The 22,603-nt window shown below is 41.5% G+C and carries 22 protein-coding genes; 13 read left to right on the forward strand and 9 right to left on the reverse strand.

Going from position 1 to position 22,603, the window contains the following annotated elements; translation table 11 throughout:
• Positions 1–18: 18 nt before the first annotated feature.
• The 5 genes from LGV68_RS12565 to drt3b all read left to right on the forward strand — a co-directional run bounded on the left by LGV68_RS12565 (position 19) and on the right by drt3b (position 6,586).
• Positions 19–1,545, forward strand: a complete 1,527-nt coding sequence (locus LGV68_RS12565; protein WP_140357600.1) for a hypothetical protein — start codon at positions 19–21, stop codon at positions 1,543–1,545.
• 81 nt (positions 1,546–1,626) lie between these two features.
• On the forward strand, positions 1,627–2,628 hold the full coding sequence (locus tag LGV68_RS12570) for a hypothetical protein (protein ID WP_252535326.1): 1,002 nt from the start codon (positions 1,627–1,629) through the stop codon (positions 2,626–2,628).
• Between the two features lie 46 nt (positions 2,629–2,674).
• Positions 2,675–3,202 carry a hypothetical protein gene (locus tag LGV68_RS12575; RefSeq protein WP_140357598.1) on the forward strand — a complete coding sequence of 176 codons (528 nt, stop codon included), beginning with the start codon at positions 2,675–2,677 and terminating at the stop codon, positions 3,200–3,202.
• A gap of 120 nt (positions 3,203–3,322) precedes the next feature.
• The gene (drt3a, locus tag LGV68_RS12580; protein WP_140357597.1) at positions 3,323–4,555 is read left to right on the forward strand and encodes an antiviral reverse transcriptase Drt3a; all 1,233 of its coding nucleotides are present in this window, start codon (positions 3,323–3,325) and stop codon (positions 4,553–4,555) included.
• Complete coding sequence (gene drt3b / locus LGV68_RS12585; RefSeq protein ID WP_140357596.1) at positions 4,556–6,586, forward strand: antiviral reverse transcriptase Drt3b; 2,031 nt, start codon at positions 4,556–4,558, stop codon at positions 6,584–6,586.
• A gap of 653 nt (positions 6,587–7,239) precedes the next feature.
• Here the strand turns inward: drt3b and LGV68_RS12590 are convergent.
• A complete protein-coding gene (locus tag LGV68_RS12590; protein WP_140357595.1) occupies positions 7,240–7,494 on the reverse strand; it encodes a helix-turn-helix domain-containing protein in 255 nt (84 codons plus the stop codon).
• A 401-nt stretch (positions 7,495–7,895) separates the two neighbouring features.
• Here LGV68_RS12590 and LGV68_RS12595 point away from each other — a divergent pair, with 401 nt between their 5' ends.
• The 5 genes from LGV68_RS12595 to LGV68_RS12615 all read left to right on the forward strand — a co-directional run bounded on the left by LGV68_RS12595 (position 7,896) and on the right by LGV68_RS12615 (position 13,309).
• Positions 7,896–9,179 (forward strand): tyrosine-type recombinase/integrase, encoded by a 1,284-nt coding sequence (locus LGV68_RS12595; protein ID WP_252535329.1) that lies wholly within the window; start codon positions 7,896–7,898, stop codon positions 9,177–9,179.
• Between the two features lie 107 nt (positions 9,180–9,286).
• Positions 9,287–10,060, forward strand: a complete 774-nt coding sequence (locus LGV68_RS12600) for a hypothetical protein (RefSeq protein WP_252535330.1) — start codon at positions 9,287–9,289, stop codon at positions 10,058–10,060.
• A 37-nt stretch (positions 10,061–10,097) separates the two neighbouring features.
• Positions 10,098–11,348, forward strand: a complete 1,251-nt coding sequence (locus LGV68_RS12605; RefSeq protein ID WP_252535331.1) for a radical SAM protein — start codon at positions 10,098–10,100, stop codon at positions 11,346–11,348.
• A gap of 128 nt (positions 11,349–11,476) precedes the next feature.
• Positions 11,477–12,397 carry an IS5-like element ISVpa3 family transposase gene (locus tag LGV68_RS12610; RefSeq protein WP_252535332.1) on the forward strand — a complete coding sequence of 307 codons (921 nt, stop codon included), beginning with the start codon at positions 11,477–11,479 and terminating at the stop codon, positions 12,395–12,397.
• Positions 12,398–12,457: 60 nt separating this feature from the next.
• Positions 12,458–13,309 carry a PLP-dependent aminotransferase family protein gene (locus LGV68_RS12615; protein ID WP_252535333.1) on the forward strand — a complete coding sequence of 284 codons (852 nt, stop codon included), beginning with the start codon at positions 12,458–12,460 and terminating at the stop codon, positions 13,307–13,309.
• Between the two features lie 92 nt (positions 13,310–13,401).
• On the opposite strand, the gene LGV68_RS12620 is transcribed toward LGV68_RS12615, so the two are convergent.
• Entirely contained in the window at positions 13,402–14,256 is an 855-nt protein-coding gene (locus tag LGV68_RS12620; RefSeq protein WP_252535335.1) for an FAD-dependent oxidoreductase, read from the reverse strand.
• Positions 14,257–14,282: 26 nt separating this feature from the next.
• A complete protein-coding gene (locus LGV68_RS12625; RefSeq protein WP_252535337.1) occupies positions 14,283–14,597 on the reverse strand; it encodes a hypothetical protein in 315 nt (104 codons plus the stop codon).
• A 163-nt stretch (positions 14,598–14,760) separates the two neighbouring features.
• Here LGV68_RS12625 and LGV68_RS12630 point away from each other — a divergent pair, with 163 nt between their 5' ends.
• Positions 14,761–15,279, forward strand: coding sequence for an Rrf2 family transcriptional regulator (locus LGV68_RS12630; RefSeq protein WP_024374384.1), 519 nt, complete (start codon positions 14,761–14,763; stop codon positions 15,277–15,279).
• A 279-nt stretch (positions 15,280–15,558) separates the two neighbouring features.
• Here the strand turns inward: LGV68_RS12630 and LGV68_RS12635 are convergent, their stop codons facing one another.
• From LGV68_RS12635 to LGV68_RS12660, 6 genes are all read right to left on the reverse strand, one after another.
• Positions 15,559–16,236, reverse strand: coding sequence for a multidrug DMT transporter permease (locus LGV68_RS12635; RefSeq protein WP_252535339.1), 678 nt, complete (start codon positions 16,234–16,236; stop codon positions 15,559–15,561).
• Between the two features lie 2 nt (positions 16,237–16,238).
• Positions 16,239–16,568, reverse strand: a complete 330-nt coding sequence (locus tag LGV68_RS12640; RefSeq protein ID WP_252535341.1) for a DUF2955 domain-containing protein — start codon at positions 16,566–16,568, stop codon at positions 16,239–16,241.
• A gap of 36 nt (positions 16,569–16,604) precedes the next feature.
• A complete protein-coding gene (locus LGV68_RS12645) occupies positions 16,605–17,060 on the reverse strand; it encodes a hypothetical protein (RefSeq protein ID WP_020328342.1) in 456 nt (151 codons plus the stop codon).
• Between the two features lie 13 nt (positions 17,061–17,073).
• Entirely contained in the window at positions 17,074–19,029 is a 1,956-nt protein-coding gene (locus LGV68_RS12650; protein ID WP_252535343.1) for an alkyl sulfatase dimerization domain-containing protein, read from the reverse strand.
• Positions 19,030–19,264: 235 nt separating this feature from the next.
• A complete protein-coding gene (locus tag LGV68_RS12655; protein WP_252535345.1) occupies positions 19,265–19,783 on the reverse strand; it encodes a phosphoribosyltransferase family protein in 519 nt (172 codons plus the stop codon).
• Positions 19,784–19,796: 13 nt separating this feature from the next.
• Positions 19,797–20,585 (reverse strand): DeoR/GlpR family DNA-binding transcription regulator, encoded by a 789-nt coding sequence (locus tag LGV68_RS12660; protein ID WP_172566702.1) that lies wholly within the window; start codon positions 20,583–20,585, stop codon positions 19,797–19,799.
• Positions 20,586–20,713: 128 nt separating this feature from the next.
• Between LGV68_RS12660 and LGV68_RS12665 the strand changes: the two genes are divergently transcribed.
• Together LGV68_RS12665 and LGV68_RS12670 are read left to right on the forward strand one after the other, a co-directional pair.
• Positions 20,714–21,268, forward strand: coding sequence for a sugar O-acetyltransferase (locus tag LGV68_RS12665; RefSeq protein ID WP_158126175.1), 555 nt, complete (start codon positions 20,714–20,716; stop codon positions 21,266–21,268).
• A gap of 257 nt (positions 21,269–21,525) precedes the next feature.
• The gene (locus LGV68_RS12670; protein ID WP_252535347.1) at positions 21,526–22,602 is read left to right on the forward strand and encodes a sensor domain-containing diguanylate cyclase; all 1,077 of its coding nucleotides are present in this window, start codon (positions 21,526–21,528) and stop codon (positions 22,600–22,602) included.
• Position 22,603: the final 1 nt, after the last annotated feature.

Genomic DNA, 22,603 nt, shown 5'->3' on the forward strand with positions numbered 1-22,603 from the left:
ACCTTGCGGAGGTCGGGTATGAAGACAATTCATCTTTATCATAGCAGAGTAAACTATACATCAAGACAAGATGATCGAAGAGCTTGTGAGGCATCATTAAAGCATTCGCTTCGTATCACTCATCGCATAACTGAAGATGGAAATTTCGAACCATTTGAAACAAAAACTTCAATACAATGGTTACCTGAGTTATTGCCTTGCAACAAAATATATGTAAACGGGAAAATCACCAGTTTAGACCAGTGGAGGCATGAAGAAAAGTGGCACTTACTATATCAAGTAGCCCCCACTCCTAAACTTCATATGCATAAGAAGTTACAAAGTCAACGCACCATCTACAAGCATAAAATAAAGAAAGCGATAGCGTCCTTGCTAAAAGCTGGGAATGATGACGTTGCTGAGTTTTTGAATGGCATTCTCAACACAAAAGGTCTTTGCTCATACAGCAAAATTTCGCGATTTGAGCTTCTTCAGATGACATATAAAGCACAGCGTATCAAGATGCTAGAAAAATATCTTGACGCACATAATCAGCTGGTTTCATTTCCACATGCTAATAGTCTTTATGTACAGGAGGGTATATTTAAAATTCCAGCTCAATGGAATGTGAGCAATAAATTAATAACCACTGAAGAGTACATTCACTTTACTGAGTTTTTCTTGAAACATCATTTTCCAGAATATCCGATTCTTTTTGTTGTCGCACACGACGATGAAAGATCGGTAGATGAAGATACTGGAGCACACTCGCACTATTTTTTGTCAGGACGAAACTCAATAACAGATGAATTTGATTTACTTAAAGCTCAGGTTTCTGTCGTAAATAAATATATCCAACTGCAACATCCCGAGACAAAAATAGAATTAGCTTTTAATAAAAAAGGTAAGCTAACCCGACTTCAAAACCAGCTATTTGGTGAGTACTTTCAACGACTAGTCTTCGACTTTGCTAACAAGCATTTATTTCACTGTAAAGGCCTTCAGGCAGAATTGGCTCCTGAAAGTGAGCGCCGCTCTCAGCAGAGGAAGCAAATGAACAGAGAGTCGAAACTCCCAAAAGAAGAGAGAACGTATAACTTTCAGAACCGCTTAATTGAAGCTCAACAAGCCAAACTGGCTGAGCTTGAGCAGCAGACACAAATACAAAAACAGTTATTAGACGAAACCGTCATGCAGCAAAGCATCGTGCACGGTGAATTGATAATGCAGGAAGATCAAAAAGAGCAAAATGACCACGAGCTAACGATTCAACATCAAACAATAACTGAACTTCGAACTGAGAAACGCAAACTTGAACAAGTTTTAGACTCGTTGAAGGATGGAATTATTGAACCTCTTAGCCGATTCTGTCAGCAGGTATTCCTCGGGTTAAAAGCACAGCAGTCAGGCCAGAAAAAGATGGTGGAATCCTTTTTAGATACGACAATGAAGGAAATGCTCATGCTCCCGCCACACATGCAAACAAGAGCCAAAATACTGTTGAAATCCGTCGATTTGGAACCAAACAAAATGGCTGATAATGAAACGCAGAAAATCGATAAGTAAGTTAGTAAGTTAGTAAGTTAGTTAGTTAGTTAGTTAGTTACTTAACAAACCTTGATAATAACAATAATAATGGTGATGATAATGGCTAGGCCTAAATCTTATACAGATCAAGATCTTATTCAAATAGTGCAAGAAATTTTAAGTCAAGGAGATGAAGTATCCACATGGCGTATCAAAGAACAGTTGGGGCGCGGAAAATTATCAACTATCAAGAGAGATTTGGAACGACTAATCGACTCTGGTGAAATTGATACGACGCGTAAAGAGCAAAATACTGCTGCTACAAAAAATCCTGTAATCGCTTCTTATGAATTACCCATTGAGGTTCAAAATCTACTAGCCCAGTCTGAGCAAGAAATTTGCAAGATAATTCAGCGCATTACCACATCCTTAAATTGCCAAGTTCATCAACATTATGAAAACTTGATGAATGCTCGTATTCACGAATTCGATACAAAAACTGACTTAGCAATCAAAGCTCAAGCTATGGCAGAAAACAAGTGTGCTGAAATGGAAGTTCGACTATTAAAGCAAATCGAACTGAATGAATCACTCGAAGAAAAAATTGAACACATAGACGAATTGCTTATGGAGTCTAGGCATCAGCAATCTGATCTAATCAAGACGAACAACCAGCTTACAAACTCTCTAAAACATACAACGGAAAAGCTATACAGTCATCATGAGACTATCAATGAGCTAAAGGTTAGCTTAGCAAAAATTGAGAAAGGTTTTGCTGCGCAAACGGTACAGCTTGAATATTCACGTAATGAAGCAAAAAAATATGAGTCGAAACTGTCAGAACAAGTAGAACGTTATGAACATACAGCCCAGAAACTGAACGAAACACTGGCTGATCTCAAGTCAACACAAACAGCACTTGCGGAATCAGACAAACTTATTCGAAAGGTACAAGCTGAGCATCAAGCGCTTTCAGTTAACAATAAATTATTGGAAAACAGTTTACGTCAGTCTCAAGAGACGATAACCGATCTGAACACCAGAAACCAAAAGCTTGAGCAGCAGCTTTCACAAAGGGGAGAGAAAAGTGATTCTCTCAATGAGCCATTAAGTGAACATTAAGGTATGCTATTGTTATCTTTAATGTTGATTTAATTGGATCGCTAGCATGGACATTAAGACCGCCTTACAAAGATTGTACAAGTTCGATTGGCAGGGAATTTATGTCTATACCAAAGGTAATCTACGCCGAGTGTTTTTTGATGACACCGCTGAAGCTTTTAAGCAAAGCTTGCCGCGTCTAATCAAGTTCGGAGTGCTAGAGCGAGCATGTAGAGGAGTGTATATTTTCGCGTTAAGCCGCCACAAAGGTGGTTACACGATTGAATATATTGCGAAAAGCCTTAGACGTGGTGAATATAACTACATCTCACTTGAATCCGCTCTTTCGGAGTACGGTGCCATTTCTCAGATCCCCATTGATCGCTTAACAGTGATGACAACGGGAAGAAAAGGAACTTTTAAAACGCCATATGGTGTGATTGAATTTACTCACACCGAACGTGATGACATCGACATCCTGAACAATACAATTCTGTATGACAGGCCATTGAGAATCGCTACGGAAACGGCGGCAATTCGAGACTTAAAACGCGTCGGTAGAAATACGCACATGCTATGCAATGAGTTAGACTGAATTACATTATCTATCGATGAATCAATAACTAGGACACCTAGGGTACAAAAAGTTGCATATAAGCAGTGGCCTTGTGATAAGATACCCTGCTTACTACAAGGATTAGAGCAGGATATATTAATGACTTCACAAGCGATCACTCCGAAAAGTCTTGGTAAGTGTATATACGATTGTGATATTTATAAACATAGCCACTTAATAAGTCCCATTAAAAAAAGTGAAATAATTCATTCAGCTTTTGAAAAGTCTCAAGCTAGTCAGGCGTCATTTTCAATAAAAAAAATAAAGAGAAACGGCAAAGATTGTTATACGGTAACTGGCTTCGAAAATGTATTACTATCTCGTCACTTAGCAAATAATGTTAGGGCTGTTCTACCAAAATCCAAAAGCCGAAATCAGATATCTCGACAACTAGTACAGCATTTGAAAGAAGGTACTAGCTATAGAATATATCGGCTTGATATAAAGTCATTCTTTGAAAGCGTCAGTCATGTAACAATAGAAAAATCTCTAGAATCAAATTTAGTCAGCAGTCAGACTAAACTCTTAATAATGTCAATTCTAAAGAATTCAAACTTTATAAATCAATGTGGACTACCAAGAGGCTTAGAGTTTAGTCCTCCTTTAGCAGAGTTAATATTAAAGGATTTCGATAAAACTCTTGTTAAATCTGAAGACGTTTTTTATTACTGTAGGTATGTTGATGATATTATAATTATTACAACTGGATTCGAGAGCAGTAAGAATTTCATTAAATATATTAAAGGCCTTTTACCAAAGGAATTAAGTTTAAACTACAACAAGCAAAAAGTAATTCATGTAGATAAACGTCAAAGCTCAGCTATCACTGTAGCTAGTTTCGATTATCTTGGTTATAACTACACTGTAAGAGATACGCAGATACCTGGAAAAACCAAATCGGCTAGGTTTAGAGAAGTTGATGTGTCTTTATCTAACTCTAGAGTAAAACGAATTAAAACGCGTATATCAAGAGCTTTATATTGCTACTCTAAAGATGGAGATTTTGAACTTCTTAAAAATAGAATTATATTTCTTACATCAAATCGTATAATGAAAGAAAAAAAGAGCGGTAGAATTATAGCAACGGGTGTTTACTATAATAATGTTAACATAACGGATAACGCTCTAAGTCTACAAGAACTTGATACTTTCTTAAAAAAAAGAGTATTAGGATTCTCATCAAACCGTTGGTCAGGATTTACTAATAGTTTAACTAATCAACAAAAGCGCCAGTTATTAAGCTACTCTTTCGTCAATGGATATAAAAATAGTAATTACAAGAGATTTTCTCCAAACAAACTTGGAGAAATAAAAAATGCCTGGAGATTTTAAATGAACAATATAAAATTAGACAAAAAAGATCATTCCAGAGCATTATTAACAGACACGTTCCCTGCTGATGTTCCAATTGTTTTTAGTAATGATGGACTGTATAAGAACGGACATATTGTAAGAAAAGGAAGTAATGATCTTAGAACTAAGGTTGTTAGTGATATTTACATAAGGTTAATTAGTCCTGAATTAGACAAATTACTTAGCGATGAGCAAAAGGCAAAAAAACAACTACAACAAACTAAACCGTTCAAGTACAAAATAATAAAGAATGACGTTAGTTTAAGAACCCTGTCACTAATTCACCCAAGATCTCAGATAAATTACATCAACATCTATAGAGATCACGCAGACTATTTGCTTTCTTTATTTGATAAGAGTGTATTTTCTATACGATGTCCAATGAGAGTTTGCAACTCGTTTTATTTGAAAATAGAAAAATCCGAAATAAAAAACAACGAATATAAAAAGATTGATATAGAGACAATAGATAAAGAACTATATAAAAAACATGCTTCATCTTATTTCTCTTACAAGGGATTTAATCGCATCCATAAATTATATTCTTCTCCTTTATACAAGGATTTGGAATCAAAATTCCCATTTATGTTTTTCTTGGATGTGGCGAATTGCTTCGATAGTATATATACACACACTATTTCCTGGGCTGCAAAAGAAAAAAATTATATCAAAGACCATTATGTAACCTGGAATAACCAAATTTCACAAAAACTAGATACAACGATACAGAGAAGCAATTCTAATGAAACAAATGGAATTCCTATCGGATCTGAGTTCAGCCGAATATTTGCAGAAGTGATCTTTCAAACGATTGACGTTAATATTGAAAATACACTAAAAAACACCCACTCATATATAAATAAAGTTGACTACCAAATATTAAGATATGTTGATGATTATATTGTTTTTGGTATGACTAGTGAAATTTGTGATGTTGTATCCAGTGTAATCAGTGATAGTCTTTCCGATTACAACTTATTCATAAACTCAGATAAAGTATTAAAGCTTGAAAGGCCATTCTGTACCGAAAAGTCTAAGATTATAATATCTTTATCTAATTGCTTAGAATACTTCGAAAGAACAATTTTTCAAAAAGATAAACTCTCAGAAAGAAAGTATTTTCCTTCACAGATATTTAAAAAGCACAATTTCATGAATAAGTTCATGAATGACGTTAGGCTCGTTGCTTTATCAAGTAACAAGAACGGATATTCAGAGATATCATCTTACTTGGTTTCATTTTTTGCTAAGAGAATTGACCTTTCGATAGAAAACTACAGTGGTTATATCAGTAATAATGGAAAGGATGGAATATTTGTTAGAAATATAGAAATCATGGTAGAACTTATGTTTTTCTATTATAAGGTTCATCCAACTATTAGCTCGTCAAATAAAATAGCCAAGAGTTTAATTTGTTTAATTGAGTTCATGGAAGAAAATGAATGTTTACTTGTTTACACACCAAAAATAAAAGACCTAGTAACTAAAACTATAAGAAATTTCACTTTCGACCAAAATAAAAATGGCAAGAGAAAAGGGTATATCTCTATCGAGCGTCTTAATGTTATCTTGTCTACAAGTGAGTTTGGATCATATTTCAGGCTACCACAGCAATATTTTGTGGAACTTATCGAGAATAACATTGGGCTTAACTATTTTGAGATTGTTTCATTACTATATTACTTCAAGAATCATGAAGAGTACTCTGATGTAAAAAGTAAGATCATATCAGAGACAATGGGGAGATTCTCTACTCTCGATTCACTCGAAAATGATTCAGAGCTTGTTCATCTAATACTAGATTTGTCCACATGCCCATACATATCTCTGGAACATAGAAAACAGGTTATGTCCATATTATATGATGGGATAAAAAATCATCCTAATCCCACCGAACAAGAGTTATCAGACTACATAGATGCAACCCAAGGGATTTATTGGTTCGTTAATTGGACTAACTTAAATATTAAGCAACTAATCGAGCGTAACGAATTGAAATCTCAGTATTAGTTTGATAGATTATTCCCGTGGCGGAGACCATGCCATATTACTTCTTCGCAAGTTACTCTTGTGACTACACTGATGAAGCTTTTGCTGATTCAGCAAGTTAACAAGTAAAGCTTGCGACATTCGGTTTTTGAAAACAGAGACGGTTGTTTGGAAACAAGGGATCGTTTTGGGCCTGCAAGCCCCTCATGAGCAAACTCCTGAGAGCACTTCGTGCCACACACCAGATGTTGAAGCATGGTCTTTTCCCGCCGTTCTAATTTTGTTCTTTATATCAAACAAGAGCCAGAAGACTGTCGGTAACCCATACCACCTCTCTAATGCCCAGAAACGTTTCTGTCCAATTGTGAGTTTCAGAAGCTGCAAGCCATCTGTGATCACCAAGTGATTCGTCTGGACACATATCGAGATTTTCAAGTTAGTTTATGACATTGAGTATGGATCATGATTCACTAAAACTTTCCGCTGAGGTCAACCTAGTAATCACCGACGATCTCATTCATCTCACTCTTATGTAGATGTTACTATTACAAGGCTCTGACTGGTACTTCGTAACAATATTACTTCTCAGGTGACATCAGTGGCGGTTTAACAGAGTATACTCTTGATTGGAGAATTCAGAGGTATTGTTCGATATTGGTTTTGTTTAAGACGATTTACCAATCGTCAGCATCACGAAGCTTGGCTTTCTCTCTGCTTGCAGCCTTATCTTCAATATGTAACTCAAGGTCGAGAGATGACAAAAGACGCATTAAGCTCTCAATACTTGAAGAAGCAGGATCTCGTTCCAATTTGGATATGGTTGTTTGCTTTAAGCCAACAATATCGCCGACTTTGGTTTGATTGCGCTTTTGATTTCGACGGATATCTCTCAGGTATATGCCTAACTGCTTGGGACCCGTAATCAACATTGTACTCTCCAGAACGTTTTAACCCCTATAGAGGATAATATCATACTTATCCTCTATAGGGGTTAAAATTAGCATTGTTTTATATAGTGGATACGGTTTCCCCTGGTACTCTTAGTAGGCAAATTCCTATAAAATTTTATCAAGTTATCTGCTTGATTCACTTGCTAAGTTAAGCTGTTTTTGTATACTAAATGTGATTCACAACTGTCAACGCGGCATTTGATTGATAATCGAAGAAAGCTAACAAACTCAAGAGCTTGATAAATTTAGGTTTTCAAAGAGATAGGGTTCAAATCCCTATCTCTCCGCCACTTTTATGAAGCCCGAGCCCTTGATAGACAAGAGCTCGGGCTTTTTCGTTATAGTAATTTTTTGGCATGATACGTACAAGTAATACGATCATGTTCTTACTCAAAGACCGCAATACAACTTACTACGCTCGTTACTGCTTTTCAAAAGACCTAGTCGAATTAGGTTTTCCTGCCGAGCTGAGGTTCTCCCTAAGCACCAAAAAACGTTCAGAAGCTATAGATCGACTGTTGGTTATAATGAGCCATATTCGAAGCTATATGTCGACTTGTAATACCAAAGGTAATATTCCACTTACGATAGAAAAATTAAGGTCGGAGCTAAAAGTGATCCGTCAGAGTGATTTTTGCTCTGTTGTACATTCGCCACCTATACCTGTAGAACCTGTATTGCCTGTATTACAAGTAAAGTCATCCGTTTCAAAGCATCAGATTGACAAACGGCTGTTAGATGACTTCATACGCTCGAAGAAAGTGGAAAATATTTTGCCTCGCACGATTCAACAACTGGAATCCCGTATAAGCGCCTTTGTTAAATTCACTAAGACGAATGCACTTGAAGCAACGACAAAAGATGCGATGGATTTCAGAGATGAGTTATTGAGGTCAGGCAAAGCAGAAAAGTCAGTCATTGAATACCTAGCAGCTGTGCGCCAGTTTTATAAGTGGTTACGGCTCCGAGGCGAACTCGATAAAAACATATTTGAAGATGTGACTGTCAAAAGAAGAGCTTACAAAGCATCGGAACAAAGACAAAGATGGTCTAAACCCGAGTTGTACAAGTTGTTTAAGCACCCTAGCCTAATGCCACCCGCTAGTAAAAATATTGTACGCACGCAAAGGGAACTAGAGGACTACTGGTTGCCGCATTTATTACTCTATACAGGAGCTCGTGTATCCGAAATTTGCCAACTCGACACAGCAGATATAAAGCTAATCGATGATATTTGGTGTATCGACATCAACGACATCGGTCAAGATAAGCGACTAAAATCCGCATCAGCAAAACGTCTAGTCCCGTTACACCCTGAGCTAATCAAGCGTGGGTTTCTTCATTATGCTCAAACACGATACGAGAACAAACAGCAGAAACTCTTTAACTTCAGAGCAACCGGAGTCAACAAAGACTGGTCGGCAAGATTTATAAACCGCTTTGGCAAAGTACTTGATGATTTGGGGTTTATGCCGTCTCATAGACCAACACTCCATAGCTTGCGCCATACTTTTATTGATGAACTACAACAAATCGGCATAGCTGAGAATCTTGTAGCTGATCTAGTTGGTCACACAAAGACAAACCTCACATTCGACCGATATGGCAAGCGGATCAACCTTACATCGCTTTATAGTGCGGTGGAGAGCTTCGATATTCTGTAATCCAGCGTTTCTTTTACCTCTGGCACATCTTTGAAGCATTTTTAATTATACTATTCACTCAAATGCATTAGAATACATCATTAATATGACTTTAAAGAAGAGTTGATATGTGTAAGAAGATTATTAAGAAAGCCTGTGATTTTTTAGATAAAAACCTTCGCTGGGAACAATATAGAATATTTTTTAACTTAATCATATTAAGGTATTTAGTTCTTTGGTTTGCTATAGTTCCGATTTTAGGTGGGCTATTTAGTAAAATAAAAAATCCTATAACTTTTATTGATTCAGTTGGAAAACAACACGAATTAAACCTAGCATTACCTTTTAGCTGGCAGCTGTTATGGTTGTCTTCACTATTCTTTGTACTATCTCTGTTTGTATATTATATTAGATGTCCTAATTTTGTCAGAAAATATCACAACTTTAGCTACTACAAAGAATATTTCCATGATTATAGATGGCTCGTATGGGAAGCAGAGAAACTGGTTAAATCTATAAAAAACGAACAAATGGACAAGTTTATAGATAGGCTTCATGAAAAAAAAGAAATCATGATATCGATTTCAGAAGATGAATTTAATGGGATAAATAATGAAAATAATGCAAAGGTGTCTGTAGAAAAAACATGCACAAGCTTAACATTTAGCCATAAAAATAAATACTTTAAATTATCCTTACCTCGACACGAATCAAATGAAGATAATTTAATGGAACAAGTTGGTGTATTCTACGAAATATATGGTAGATTTTCATCAAGTAGACATTTAAGCCGATTTTTCATTTTAATTTTACTTAGTTTTAGCGGTTTACTTTTTGCGTACGTATTCTGTCAGCATATTTTTCATGGTGGGGAATATTTTTACGAATGGCTAAGTAACTAGTACTAATCCCTAATAAATAGGCTGTAAATATAATATTATGTTAAAAAATAAACCATATAAATATTATGCTGGCATAACCAGTCAAATTGGATTTTGTGCAACACCATTGCGTTTAGATTCTTATAACAAATGTCAATTCGGTTGTGGTTATTGCTTTGCAGCAACAAGACAAGGTTATGGTAGAAAAAGCACTCTGCAAGTTAGCAATCCTGAGACATTAAAAAAACGTTTAGAGCGAGTTAAAAATGGGGAAGTAAAGTCAGCTTTAGACGAATTCGTCCAGAGGCGAATACCTTTTCAGCTAGGAGGTATGTCTGATCCATTTACTGCTGTTGAACGCAAGCACGAAGTTACATTAGAGTTTCTAAAAATACTTCAAGAATACGATTACCCAGTTATAATTAGTACAAAAAGCGACCTAATAAGCAAAGATTGTTATGTCGACATATTACAAGATTCTAATTGCTATATTCGTTTCTCAACAACGGTTATCGACAATAAAAATAGACATAAAATTGACCACAACTGCCCTCCTATTGAAAATATATACAAATCAGCTGAACTATTATCCAGAAAAAGCATTCCTATTTCTTTTAGATTACAACCCATCATTCCCGGGTATGAGTCAAATTCAACCGAGATAATTAACAATGCAATAAGTTCAGGTGTATCACATATTTCAGCTGAATACTTAAAGGTACCAATTGATGCAAATGTAAAATTCAGTAAAGAACTAAAAAAATTACTAAATGAAAATCCAATTGCTTTATATCGGAGCTTAGGTGCATCGAGAATGGGTAGAGAGTATCAACTTCCTATTTCATATAGAAAAGAACACCTAATTGAAATGTATAAAAAATCGAAATCCAATGGTTTAACATTTGGTTTTGCCGATAATGATTTACTATTACACTCAGATGGTTCAGCGTGTTGTAATGCCTCTAATTTATACCTAAAAAGCGCAAGTTTTTTTAATGGAAATATTAGTTCACTTGCCAAAGAAAAATTAGATGGTGAAGATATTATATTTTCTGACTATTTGAGAAGATGGATCCCAGAAAATAAAATATCTACATACCTTAACTCTAAAGCAAGAGTTATAGTACCTGTATCTGAACCTGATTGGCTTATATATTTAAAGGCAATGTGGGACGGAAAACTCGGTATTTATCGCCCAGATTACTTTGACGGCATTGAAATGACAAACAAACTCGACTTTGACGGACAGTACATTTATAAACGAGTTACAAGTGCATTTGAAAAACAAATCTCTTCATATAATCTTTAAATATATTTAGGTGATTAAAAATATCAGAATTAAAATAACATGTTCAGACGGCTTTGTTGCGTAATTCGAGGGAACTAAATCAGAAGGTTGCGATCTGATCGGCTAAGTAAGTTAATTATCCTAGTCTCATGCCGAAACCTCGCTACAAAACAACGAACTGGAAACAGTACAACAAAGCCTTAATCAACCGTGGTTCACTCACTTTCTGGATTGATGAAGAAGCCATTCGCCAGTGGAAGCAGAGCAAACAAGATAAACGAGGTAGACCTCGTCAGTTCAGCGACTTAGTCATTACTACTGCGCTTATGGTGAAACGAGTTTTCTCAATGCCGTTGAGAGCATTGCAAGGGTTTATCGATTCTGTTTTTTCATTGGCTAACGTCCCTATAGTCTGCCCACATTACAGTTGTATCAGTCGAAGAGCTAAGCAAGTCGAGGTTTCATTTAAACCAAAGACTAGAGGTGCAATACAGCATCTAGCCATTGATGCAACAGGTCTCAAGGTTTATGGCGAAGGTGAATGGAAGGTCAAGAAGCATGGTACTGACGGGAAGCGTAGAGTCTGGAGAAAATTGCATTTAGCGGTAGACACCAGCACTCACGAAATCGTCGCGGCTGAACTGAGTTTATCTAACGTTACCGATGCAGAAGTCCTTCCTAACTTGCTCAAGCAAACACGCCGAAGAATTATCGAGATATCTGGCGATGGCGCTTATGACACAAGGGATTGCTACGATGCCATACGGTTCAAGCGAGCTGTTCCACTCATCCCTCCAAGAGAAGGGGCAGCCTTCTGGGAGAATGGTCACCCCAGGAATTTAGCGGTAGGTTGCCAGAAGCTCTACGGCTCCAACAATAAGTGGAAAAAGCGGTACGGCTATCATCAACGCTCACTATCAGAGACAGCAATGTATCGAGTGAAGCAGTTGTTAGGTGGGCGATTAAGTCTGAGAAACTACAATGCTCAGGTTGGTGAAACTTACGCCATGATTAAAGCGCTGAACAAACTTACAGGGCTTGGTATGCCTGAAACTCAGTGTATTGTATAAGAATCAACCAATTGCAGGCAGTTTGGTTCTCTGACCGAATTACGCAACAAAGCCGGCTATGTGAACTCATTAAAGTGGATCACGAAGGCCTTGCTTTCTGTCGATGACAAAGTAGGGGTTGAAAACCCGGGTTATCCGCTCACCAAGTTGATATTGGAAAATGAGCGCCTGACGCCCGCGTTTGTGCCCATCGATGACAGCGGCGTCACCATTCCTCAAGATCGTGGCATCAAAGCTCTCGTTATCACGCCAGCACACCAAAGCCCAACGTGCGTCTCGCTGTCACTGCAACGACGCCAGATGTTATTGGATTGGGCAATCACCCAAGACAGCTGGATCATCGAAGACGACTACGACGGCGAATACCGCCACACCGGCCTGCCGCTGCCCGCATTAAAGAGTTTAGATAGCCAAGACCGGGTCATTTACTCGGGGACATTCAGTAAAGTGTTATTCCCTAACCTCAGAACGGCCTATATTGTAGTTCCGCAAAACTTGGTGGACCGCTTTGAACAACTCTCCGATTTGTATGCTGGCAATGTCGCTGGTTTGACCCAACTCTGCATTGCCAACTTCATGCAAGAAGGGCACTTCGGTCGTCATATCCAACGGATGCGCAAGTTGTATCGTAAGCGTAGAGAGTTCACGGCCAGATTATTTGCTCAATATCTGGGGGATAAAGTTTTCATTGAGCCTCAACCCGGCGGCATGCACATGATATTGAGATTCAACGATTCCAGCTGCGATGACGTCGAGATAGCCAAAACACTGTTGCGTGATGGGCTCTATTCTCAGGCTCTGTCGCAGTGGTCTTCGACGCCAATTCATCCCGGCTTGATCCTCGGCTTCACCAACATCAAAACAGAAGAGGAATGCACCGCGCTTATATTCAGACTCAAAGCGCTGCTTTAGCCTTCCCCATCTATCTCAGTTTATCGAATATAAACCAGACAAAACGCGTACACGGCGTTTTGTCTGTGTGATTTACCGTGTAATAACGTGACTTATACCCAAGGGGCAAGCGGATCGGCCTGTACCATGATCAAGTCCAGTTCTGCTTTTGGCGGATAAATGAGTTCATTGGTGATGGCGATTTTGATTTTTTTTGCGTCTTCTTTGACGGATTTGACTTTCTGTTCCCAGCCTTCAGTAAACACCGCGCCCCATGAACCGAGGTCCAAACAAGTCACATAGTTTTCTTGTTTGTAAGGCAAGTAATCACAATCGAGTAAGCTCGCGGCAACATTATGCCCGGCGAATTTACCCATTAATATCGCATGTTGACAGCTCATCAATGCATGATTGCCTTTGTCATCCGTTGCAGCATAAGCCACATCACCAGTTGCGAAGATGTTCGGCTGATCGATCACTTTCAACGATGACTCAACATGCAGCCTGCCCTGCGGGCCTTGCTGTTTCTCGAACACGTTCGTTAAATCATTCGCTTTGACGCCAGCGGTCCAGATGACGGTCTTGGATTGAATCTCTTCGCCAGAACAGAGTCGTAAGCCGTGTGCGCTGATTTCTTCAATCTGTGCATTCAGCATCCATTCAATCTCCAGATCGTCTGTCGCTTGCTTGATGACATCTTGTAACTCTTGACTGTAATTGGTACCAATCTGGCCATTGCGTTCCACGATGATGACTCGAACTGGCTCACTCTCCCCCAGCAGCGCTTTCAGTCTGGCAGGCAGTTCTGTCGCGATTTCAATCCCGGTGAATCCCCCGCCACAAACCACAACGGTATTGCGAGCCTGAGAACACGGCTGGTTTATCAGGCCATTGATGTGCTGTTCCAAAACTGCCGCGCTGTCGATTTGGTCAAGGTCAAACGCATATTCTGCAATGCCTTTCACCATATCTCGGCGTAGATTTGACCCAGCCGCTAACACAAGCCTGTCGTAGTGCTTGGTAATCGAGCGCTGATTTTCATCAACATAAACCACTTGTCCGATTCAATGTTGGTGACCTGCCCAACAACGAATTTCACGCCCATCGTCTCAAACACCGGCATCAACGGAGAAACCAGTGTCTGTACTTTTGATTCATAAAAGCGCGGGCGAACACGCAGCTCTGCAACAGGTGCGATGACCGTCACACTGACATCTTCCGCTTGCTTCAACTTTGCCAAACGCGCAGCACTGAGCGCTGCCCACATGCCCGCAAAACCGGCACCAATAATCACTATTTCTTTACTCATGTGAGATTCCTCGTTCACTTCTGACTCATCATTTCGGCGCAGCATACAAGAAAAAATAAACTGCGACAATATTAGTCGCAGTTTATTTTTTTGCTCGATTTCTTTATGCTTGTCGCAAGAGAGTGATTTACACTGCCAAGTCATTAGAATCAGAGGTTAACTCATGGCTTTTTACAGCTCAGGCGTTGAGTATGGGATTCACTGTTTGGTGAATATGGTTGATGAAGACGGCGAACCAAGGGAAATGTCCGTTCGCGAAGCGGCGAACTTACAAGGCGTACCGTATGATTATTTGGGCAAAATCTTTACTAAGTTCTCAAAAGCGGGGTTAGTCGAGAGTTCTGAAGGTCGCAAAGGCGGTTATAAGCTCGCCAAGTCGCCAGCGGAGATCAGTGTGCTTGATATCGCGATTGCGATTGATGGTGAAAAGTCTATTTTCGACTGTAAAGAAATTCGCCAACGGATGAACATCTTCACGGATGATGTTCCTCAATGGGCATGCGAAGGGATGTGCGGAATTCACGCGGTCATGAGAAAAGCTCAAAACCAGATGCAGAAAGTCTTGGCTGAACAATCCATTTTAATGCTTTCAAAACAAATGTATGTGAAGGCGCACGCTACCTATGCCGTAGAGATAAAAGACTGGATTGGTGCGAATAGAAGTCCGGAGAATAAGGCGTAGTTAATTTCCGTATTTAACAGGTTTCCAACAGATTTGAGAAGCCGCTGAAACATCAGCGGCCTTTGTGTAACGCTCATAAATAAAATAGTGCACCTTTGCTCCAGAACATTTTCCTCGATGATAAATACCCAAGGTTAATTAAAGAGTCTGAGTAGATTTAACATGAGTTTGAACTGCACTTCGACAGCAGGATTAGATCAATCGCTCTGTTTTTCTTCAAATCAAGATGAATTTATAGGCCATAATGCTACAACTAATATCGACTATTCATTGGGCTCATTAGCTCGATTCGCTCTGTGATTCCATCCCCTGCTTGCTTGGACTAATGAGCCTTAAAATGAGCGCACCGATAAAAATGGCGATGCTGATGGACACCAAGCGCATGATTCCGGACGAGAACGAATCGATACCCGCATTTTTGATAACTTGATAAGTCAGGACGACAAAGTTGGTCATAAGCAACTGATAAATAGCGGAACGGGCATCGCGGCGGATGGCATAGCAGGCAAGCTGAATGCCCAAGAACAACGACACGCCCATAGCCACCCACTCAGGCGCGCCAAAGCCGCACAGCAACATGGTCGGGATGGTAAACAAAATCCCGGTCGCAGTGGTGATCAGTCTTTGGTAGACATAATCCTTATGGTGATCGATAAGCGGCAATTTCAGCATGCTGCTAACCGTAATCGCGATCAGCATCGTCTGCGAACTGCCAATACCAATCAGCGCAGCCAAAACCAAACACATTGCGGTCGCCTTAAACATCGCCACACTGAGATGACTTTCGATCCCTTTTGCGGGCTCATCCCGCTTGATGTCCTGCTGATCCCCCGGCAGCAATATGTGAACGACCAAGGTGACAACAAGTGCCAACGCAAAGGCTTGAAAGATGATCAGTGGCAAGCCAGCAATCGGGAAATTCATCTGCTTGCTCACCACCGTCGCGATAATGAGCACGATTAATGCCAAGTTCGAGATGATGTCTTGTGGATTGTTGTGGCTGCGGTGATAACTCCAAGTGAAGATGCCCCAACACACCAACGCAAACCCCGTGGGCGACCCGCGAACATTTGCACGAAAAACACCATCACAAAGTTAATGAGCAGCAGCACCAATACCAATTGCAACACCAAATTCATTGGAGGTTTTGACGGTATCGTCGTCATAAGTATCACGACGAATATTGGTGCCAGAACGGGCAAAGGATGCCCGGTGTACTTCAAATAAAAAAGTAATAGGGTCAGCGTAAAGACAATCTTAACGACAGGATTGACGCAGCTACGAAACATAAGTCCACACACTGACAATTCTCATCCAAAGCCCCACTAACTTGTCAGCACCAGCCCCAGCTTTTCTGCATGTTTCAAACTCAGTTTCTTTGACACAATATTATGCAAAGCGATCTCAGTCAGTTGCATCACTTTTTGATTCGCCTCTGGCGGCAAGGAGTGAACAGTCAACTTACTGTTTGCATCATAGTGCGCCCACAACTGGCTATCCACCAGATAGATATAGGAATCCATAAGAGCATCAGAGTTCTGGCTGACCAATAAGTGCAACCACCACGTTGCCCGACGTAATCCTTTTTCACCTTCAAGCTTTGTCGGAACCGAAATAGTTTGAGTATTTAAGGCATCTTGCGTCGCCATTGCGACATCCAGCGCGCCAGGATAACTCTCCGCAAACGGGTTACTAAACTGCCCGTCGTAAGAGCAAGCCCAACTTAATGGGCTTGCACTCAATGTACATACGGCAGTCAGAAAAGCAGACATCAGCTTCATCTTAACCGTCCTACTATGGTGTCACGATATTGAACCAGAAATTGAAACGATCCAGCATTCCGACGAAATCCTTGAAGACTTCTTTGTCACCCTTCAGCTGAATGTCGCCATTGGCAATCGCTTTTTCGAGCGTGACGTTGCCTAACTGAACATCATCCAGTACCGATTTCGTCAAGGTTAGAGTCACGTTGGGTTTATCCGATTGCTTTTTGGTATGAATCAGCACTGAGTCTTCCAGATACAAGGTATATTTCTCATCCAGGTCCGTGAAATTCAGATTGATGGCAAATTTCTTACCTTCTGCTTTTTCAGGCAAAATACGCACCGCGAGATAATCAAACAACATCTCAGGTGGCATATTCTTGATGATGTCTGGTGATGCAGTTTGAACACCACCCGCCGAAGGGGTGCCATTTCTTAGCTCATAAGCACCTTGCAGATATACAGAGCGCCACGGGCCAGATTCTGACTGATAACCTAACTGCTCGTACGCATCCGCTAGCAGCTCTTTACCTTTCTTGCTTTGTGGGTTTGCAAACACAACATGCTTAAGCACTTCAGCAACCCAACGATAGTTACCTTTATCGAAGTCTGCCTGAGCTTTCTGAATCGCCGCGCTCTCGCCGCCCATATACTCCACGTATTTCACTGCAGCATTGGTCGGTGGAAGATTGTTCAGATCAGACGGGTTGCCATCATACCAACCCATGTAGCGTTGATAGACAGCACGGCTGTTATGACGCAGGGTTCCGTAATAGCCACGGGTGCTCCAGTTATTTTCCAACGTTTTGGGTAGCTTAATGATTTCTGAGATTTCCTCACCTGTGTAGCCTTGGTTCATCAAGCGTACGGTTTGGTCATGGGTATATTTGTAGATATCGCGTTGCTTCTTAAAGTACTCAACGATGTCAGCATTCCCCCACATCGGCCAATGGTGGCTTTGGAATTTAACCTTAACGTCTCCGCCCCACATTTCGATAGTTTCTTGCAAATATCCCGACCATTTCAACGCGTCACGAACCTGCGCGCCACGAAGCGTCAGTATGTTGTGCATAGTATTGGTTGAGTTCTCGGCCATCCACAGTGCTTTCTTATCCGGGAACCAGGTGTTCATTTCCGTCGGAGCTTCTGTGCCAGGGGTATATTGGAAAACCATCTTCACCCCATCAACGGTCATTTCATCGCCGGTTTTCTCGATGATGTCCGTAGGTTCGATGAGTGTGGCGACCCCTGTTGATGTGGTTTGTCCTAAACCACCGTTTACACCACCAAATTCATTTCGAGGTAATAATGCGCCGTACATGAAGATCGCGCGACGCCCCATCGCATTACCCGCAATCACGTTTTCCGACACGGCATGTTCAGTGAATCCGTGCGAAGCAATGATTTTAACCTTGCCCGCTTTCACATCTTTTTCATCAACAATCCCGCGAACACCACCAAAGTGGTCGATATGACTGTGGCTATAAACGACGGCGACAACCGGACGTTTACCCAGTTTTTCGTTAACAAAATCTAAAGCGGCTTTAGCCGTTTCTTGTGAGATAAGTGGATCAAAGACAATCCAACCGGTATTACCTTTGATAAAAGTGATGTTACTCAAGTCATAACCGCGCACCTGATAGATACCATCGGTCACTTCAAATAAGCCATTAATCATGTTGAGCTGAGCGTTACGCCACAAACTTGGGTTAACGCTATCCGGAGCCGGGTTATTAAGCGTGATGTACTGTTTGTATTGCTCCAAATCCCAAACGACGTCACCTTTGTCATTTTTGATCGTTACCACATCCTGCTTTGCGATGAGGCCTTTCTGAGCGTTTTCAAAGTCTTTTTTGTCGCTAAAAGGTAAGGATTGTTTGACTGCATTGTTTGCGTCTATCGTTGCTTGCGTGGCGGGTTTCGGGTCCGCCGCACTTGCTCCCGATGAGACCATCGCTGCAATCACTAGTGCCAAGACTGACTTCATTGCAATACTCCTTATTGCTTGTTATCGAAACAAAACTTTTTAAGCGTAGTACAGCAGCAACTCACATACGAAAGTATATTCTTTATCACTTAAGCCGACTCAACGGGTGTCTCAAGTGAACATCACATCAGATTTATTGACAGGTATAGCGTGGGAGGGTGATAGAGGTGTTAATACAACTGGATAAAATCGCTGACATTTAAATCGTTATTGCGATTCAATGCACAGCTCGTGACTACTTCACCAACTTAGAGACAAACGGCACGTTTCTCAGTTTGTCTTGCCAGGGCAATCCGTACCCAACCAACAGGTCATCGTTGTCCATTTCATAGGCGAAGTATTGCGTGACCGGAATATCGACGCGGTTAGGTTTGACGAACAGGGTTGCGATGGCGAGCGACTTCATTGCGTAGTTGGCCATCAGAAACTCCACGATTCTTTTCATGGTACCGCCCGACTCAATGGCATCATCAACCAGAATGACATTCTGCCCGGCCAGCGCGATGTTTTCGTGAAAGACGATCTGTGGTTGGTTGTTTCTGTCCCCCGGAGTATGAGGGCAAGAGATGTAATCCATCCGAACGTCTGGCTGTAACTGGCGAACCAAATCAGCGGTAAACAATATGCCGCCCGGAACCACACTGACGATCACCACGTCGCGATAATTCTGGTTAATTTTCTCAGCCACGAGTGCGACACCGCGTTGGATTTGCGCTTCAGTTAATACCAAATCGCCAATATGTTTATTCGTCATTCGTTTTCTACCTTTATTGCTGCTCATCGCCAGCGCGACTGTCAAGAATATGGGCGCCACACTCTACAAGCGTGCGCGTCAGGTTGTCTGGCGTTGATGCACCGTCACACACCAAATAATCAACGTCCGTCGTCGCCATCAGAGAAAACGGCGCGTAAGTTTCCACTTTATCGGGCGTAAACAGCACAACCTTGGCACCACTCTGCTTGAGCAACTGGCGTTTAAACTGGGCATCAGGATAGTGCAGCGTCGTAAAACCATGCTCTTGCGACCACGCACATACACCGATAAACATCAGGTCAAAGTGAAACATCTGAACATCGGCCAGTGCTTTGGCATCCACCGCGCCGCCAATGGCGGCATCAATCTGGCCACCGATCAAAATGGTGTTAATCGCTCCCCGATTGTAAAGAGACATCGCAATGTGGATGGAATTCGTCACTACCGTCAGATTCAGATCCTGCGGCATGCGATCTGCCAGCGCCATATTGGTGCTGCTGGCATCAATGAAAATCAGTTGATTAGGTTTGAGCAACGAGAGCGCGGTTGCGGCAAGGCTCTGCTTTTCAAGTGCATGCTGAGACTGACGCTCATCCACACTGCCATTCGCGGGGGTCAGCACTATCGCGCCACCGTGCGTTCTCTTGCAAAGCCCCATTTCAGCCAGTTTGTTCAAATCTCGTCTGACTGTGGCACCGGTTGTGTTCAACCGCTCGGCGACCTCAGTGGCATTAAGGCTTCCTTCGGCAGCGAGCATATCCAGTAAAATACGTTGCCGCTGCTCTGCGATGCATTTATTCATTCGTCGTCTCCTGAAAATCGTTGACATTGTATCAATTCGATCAAGAATGAACACGTCATATGTTTATATTTTTTCATTTAACCAATTTTTTCGTATTGGGATACTGAAGTAGTTAAAGGTGAACAAAAGTGAACGAGTTTAAAAAAATGGTCACGGGAGAGATCTACGACCCAGCCGATACAGAATTGAAAGCAATGAGAGCGTCGGCACGCGAGAAACTGGATAGGTTTAATCGCAGCCAGTCTGACGAGCAAGCACTGCAGGAGCGCATAATTACTGAGCTGTTTGGCGCTGCAGGCAGCAACATTTCGGTCAATCGTCATTTTCGCTGTGACTACGGCGTAAACATCAAAGTCGGCAACAACTTCTACACCAACTACGACTGCGTCATCCTCGATTGTGCAGAAGTGATCATTGGTGATGACTGCCTGATTGGTCCACAAGTAGGGTTGTACACCGCCTGTCACCCGCTCGATCCCGTTGAACGTGCCAGCGGCAAAGAGTTCGCCAAGCCGATCACGATCGGCAACAACTGCTGGATTGGCGGGCATGCAACCATCAACCCAGGTGTGACACTCGGTAACAACGTCGTTGTCGCGTCCGGTGCTGTTGTTACTAAGAGTTTTGGTGACAATGTCGTGATTGCCGGCAATCCGGCGAGAGTCATTAAATCGCTGGAATAATCGCTCAGCTTTCTCACCTGACTTCCTCACGTGATATAGCTTGGTAAACTGGTTAGCGGATTCTCTGTTAGTCAGTTTGCCGATATGTCCATTGCGCTGATCAATACGCTGATTGTTTCCGCTATGTCAGAACGATGAATCCATGCCATCTTTGGCCAAATTGGTTCATAATCTCTGCTTTTACAGCCACGAATAATCGCAATTCGTCAAATTTATGCTACCTAATGTATATAGGTAGACAGACGCAAGGACAAAATATGGTTTCAGAGCGAGTGATTGAACTGGGCGAACACACGCGACGCAGTAGCAGCAATGCCATTTGCTTTCCGGTTGATTTCGTTCACCATTTGGCAAAATCGCGTACCTTGCAGAATGTGCTCGACACCGTCGCCACCTGGATACACCACATCTTTGATGCCGAGCGAGTCAGCATTACGCTGGCGGACGGAAAAGAGTATCTTAAGCTCTACACCATTTCTGGGAATCAGGCGATTCCGATTGACTTTCGAATGCCAATTGAAGGCTCTTTTGTTGGCCGCGTGTTTAAGAATAAAACCCTGATCATCTGTGACAATGTCACGCTGTCTGATGAGATTGACTGCAAAATGCTGGGTGAATACGGCTTGAACACTTGCATGGACGCGCCGCTTATCAGTGGTGACAGCTGCATTGGCACGCTCAATGTGGCGCACAAACACAAAAACTACTATCGCTTAGAAGACGCCGAAAAACTGCAGTGTATCGCTAACTGGATTTCCATCAATATCGCCTTGCATTTGCAACTGGTTGAACTCGAACTCCTGGCCACCACAGATGAGCTGACCGGTTCGTTCAATCGCCGATGCTTTATTAAAGAGCTCAAAGAGCGACTCAACGATTATCACCAGAAGGAAGAGGCGTTTTTCGTCGCGATTCTGGATCTGGATGAGTTCAAGAAATTAAACGACAGCTACGGCCATGATATGGGCGACAAAGCGTTGCAGTATTCGGTGGACATCATCGACGCGCAATTGGGCGACGATGATCTGCTGGCGAGGATTGGCGGTGAAGAGTTTGGCATCATCATGTCCAACAGTTCGATGGACGAAGCTCTCGCTTGTCTGGAAAAAATCCGCGCAGCAATCGCCTCGTTCTCTATCGATTGTGAAGGACAGCAAATCCATTTCACCGCCAGTATCGGCCTGGCTAAAGTCGATAAAGACGACAGCAACATCGACTTGCTGGTTAAACGAGCCGACATGGCACTGTACGATGCCAAAGGTTCCGGCAGAAACCGCATCGCCATTGATCAGAGAGTGGCCGTCACCTCACCTTCTGAATCCGATGCGGTGTAAA

Source organism: Vibrio sp. LQ2 (genome assembly GCF_023920125.1).
In the GTDB taxonomy this organism is placed as follows: domain Bacteria; phylum Pseudomonadota; class Gammaproteobacteria; order Enterobacterales; family Vibrionaceae; genus Vibrio; species Vibrio fluvialis.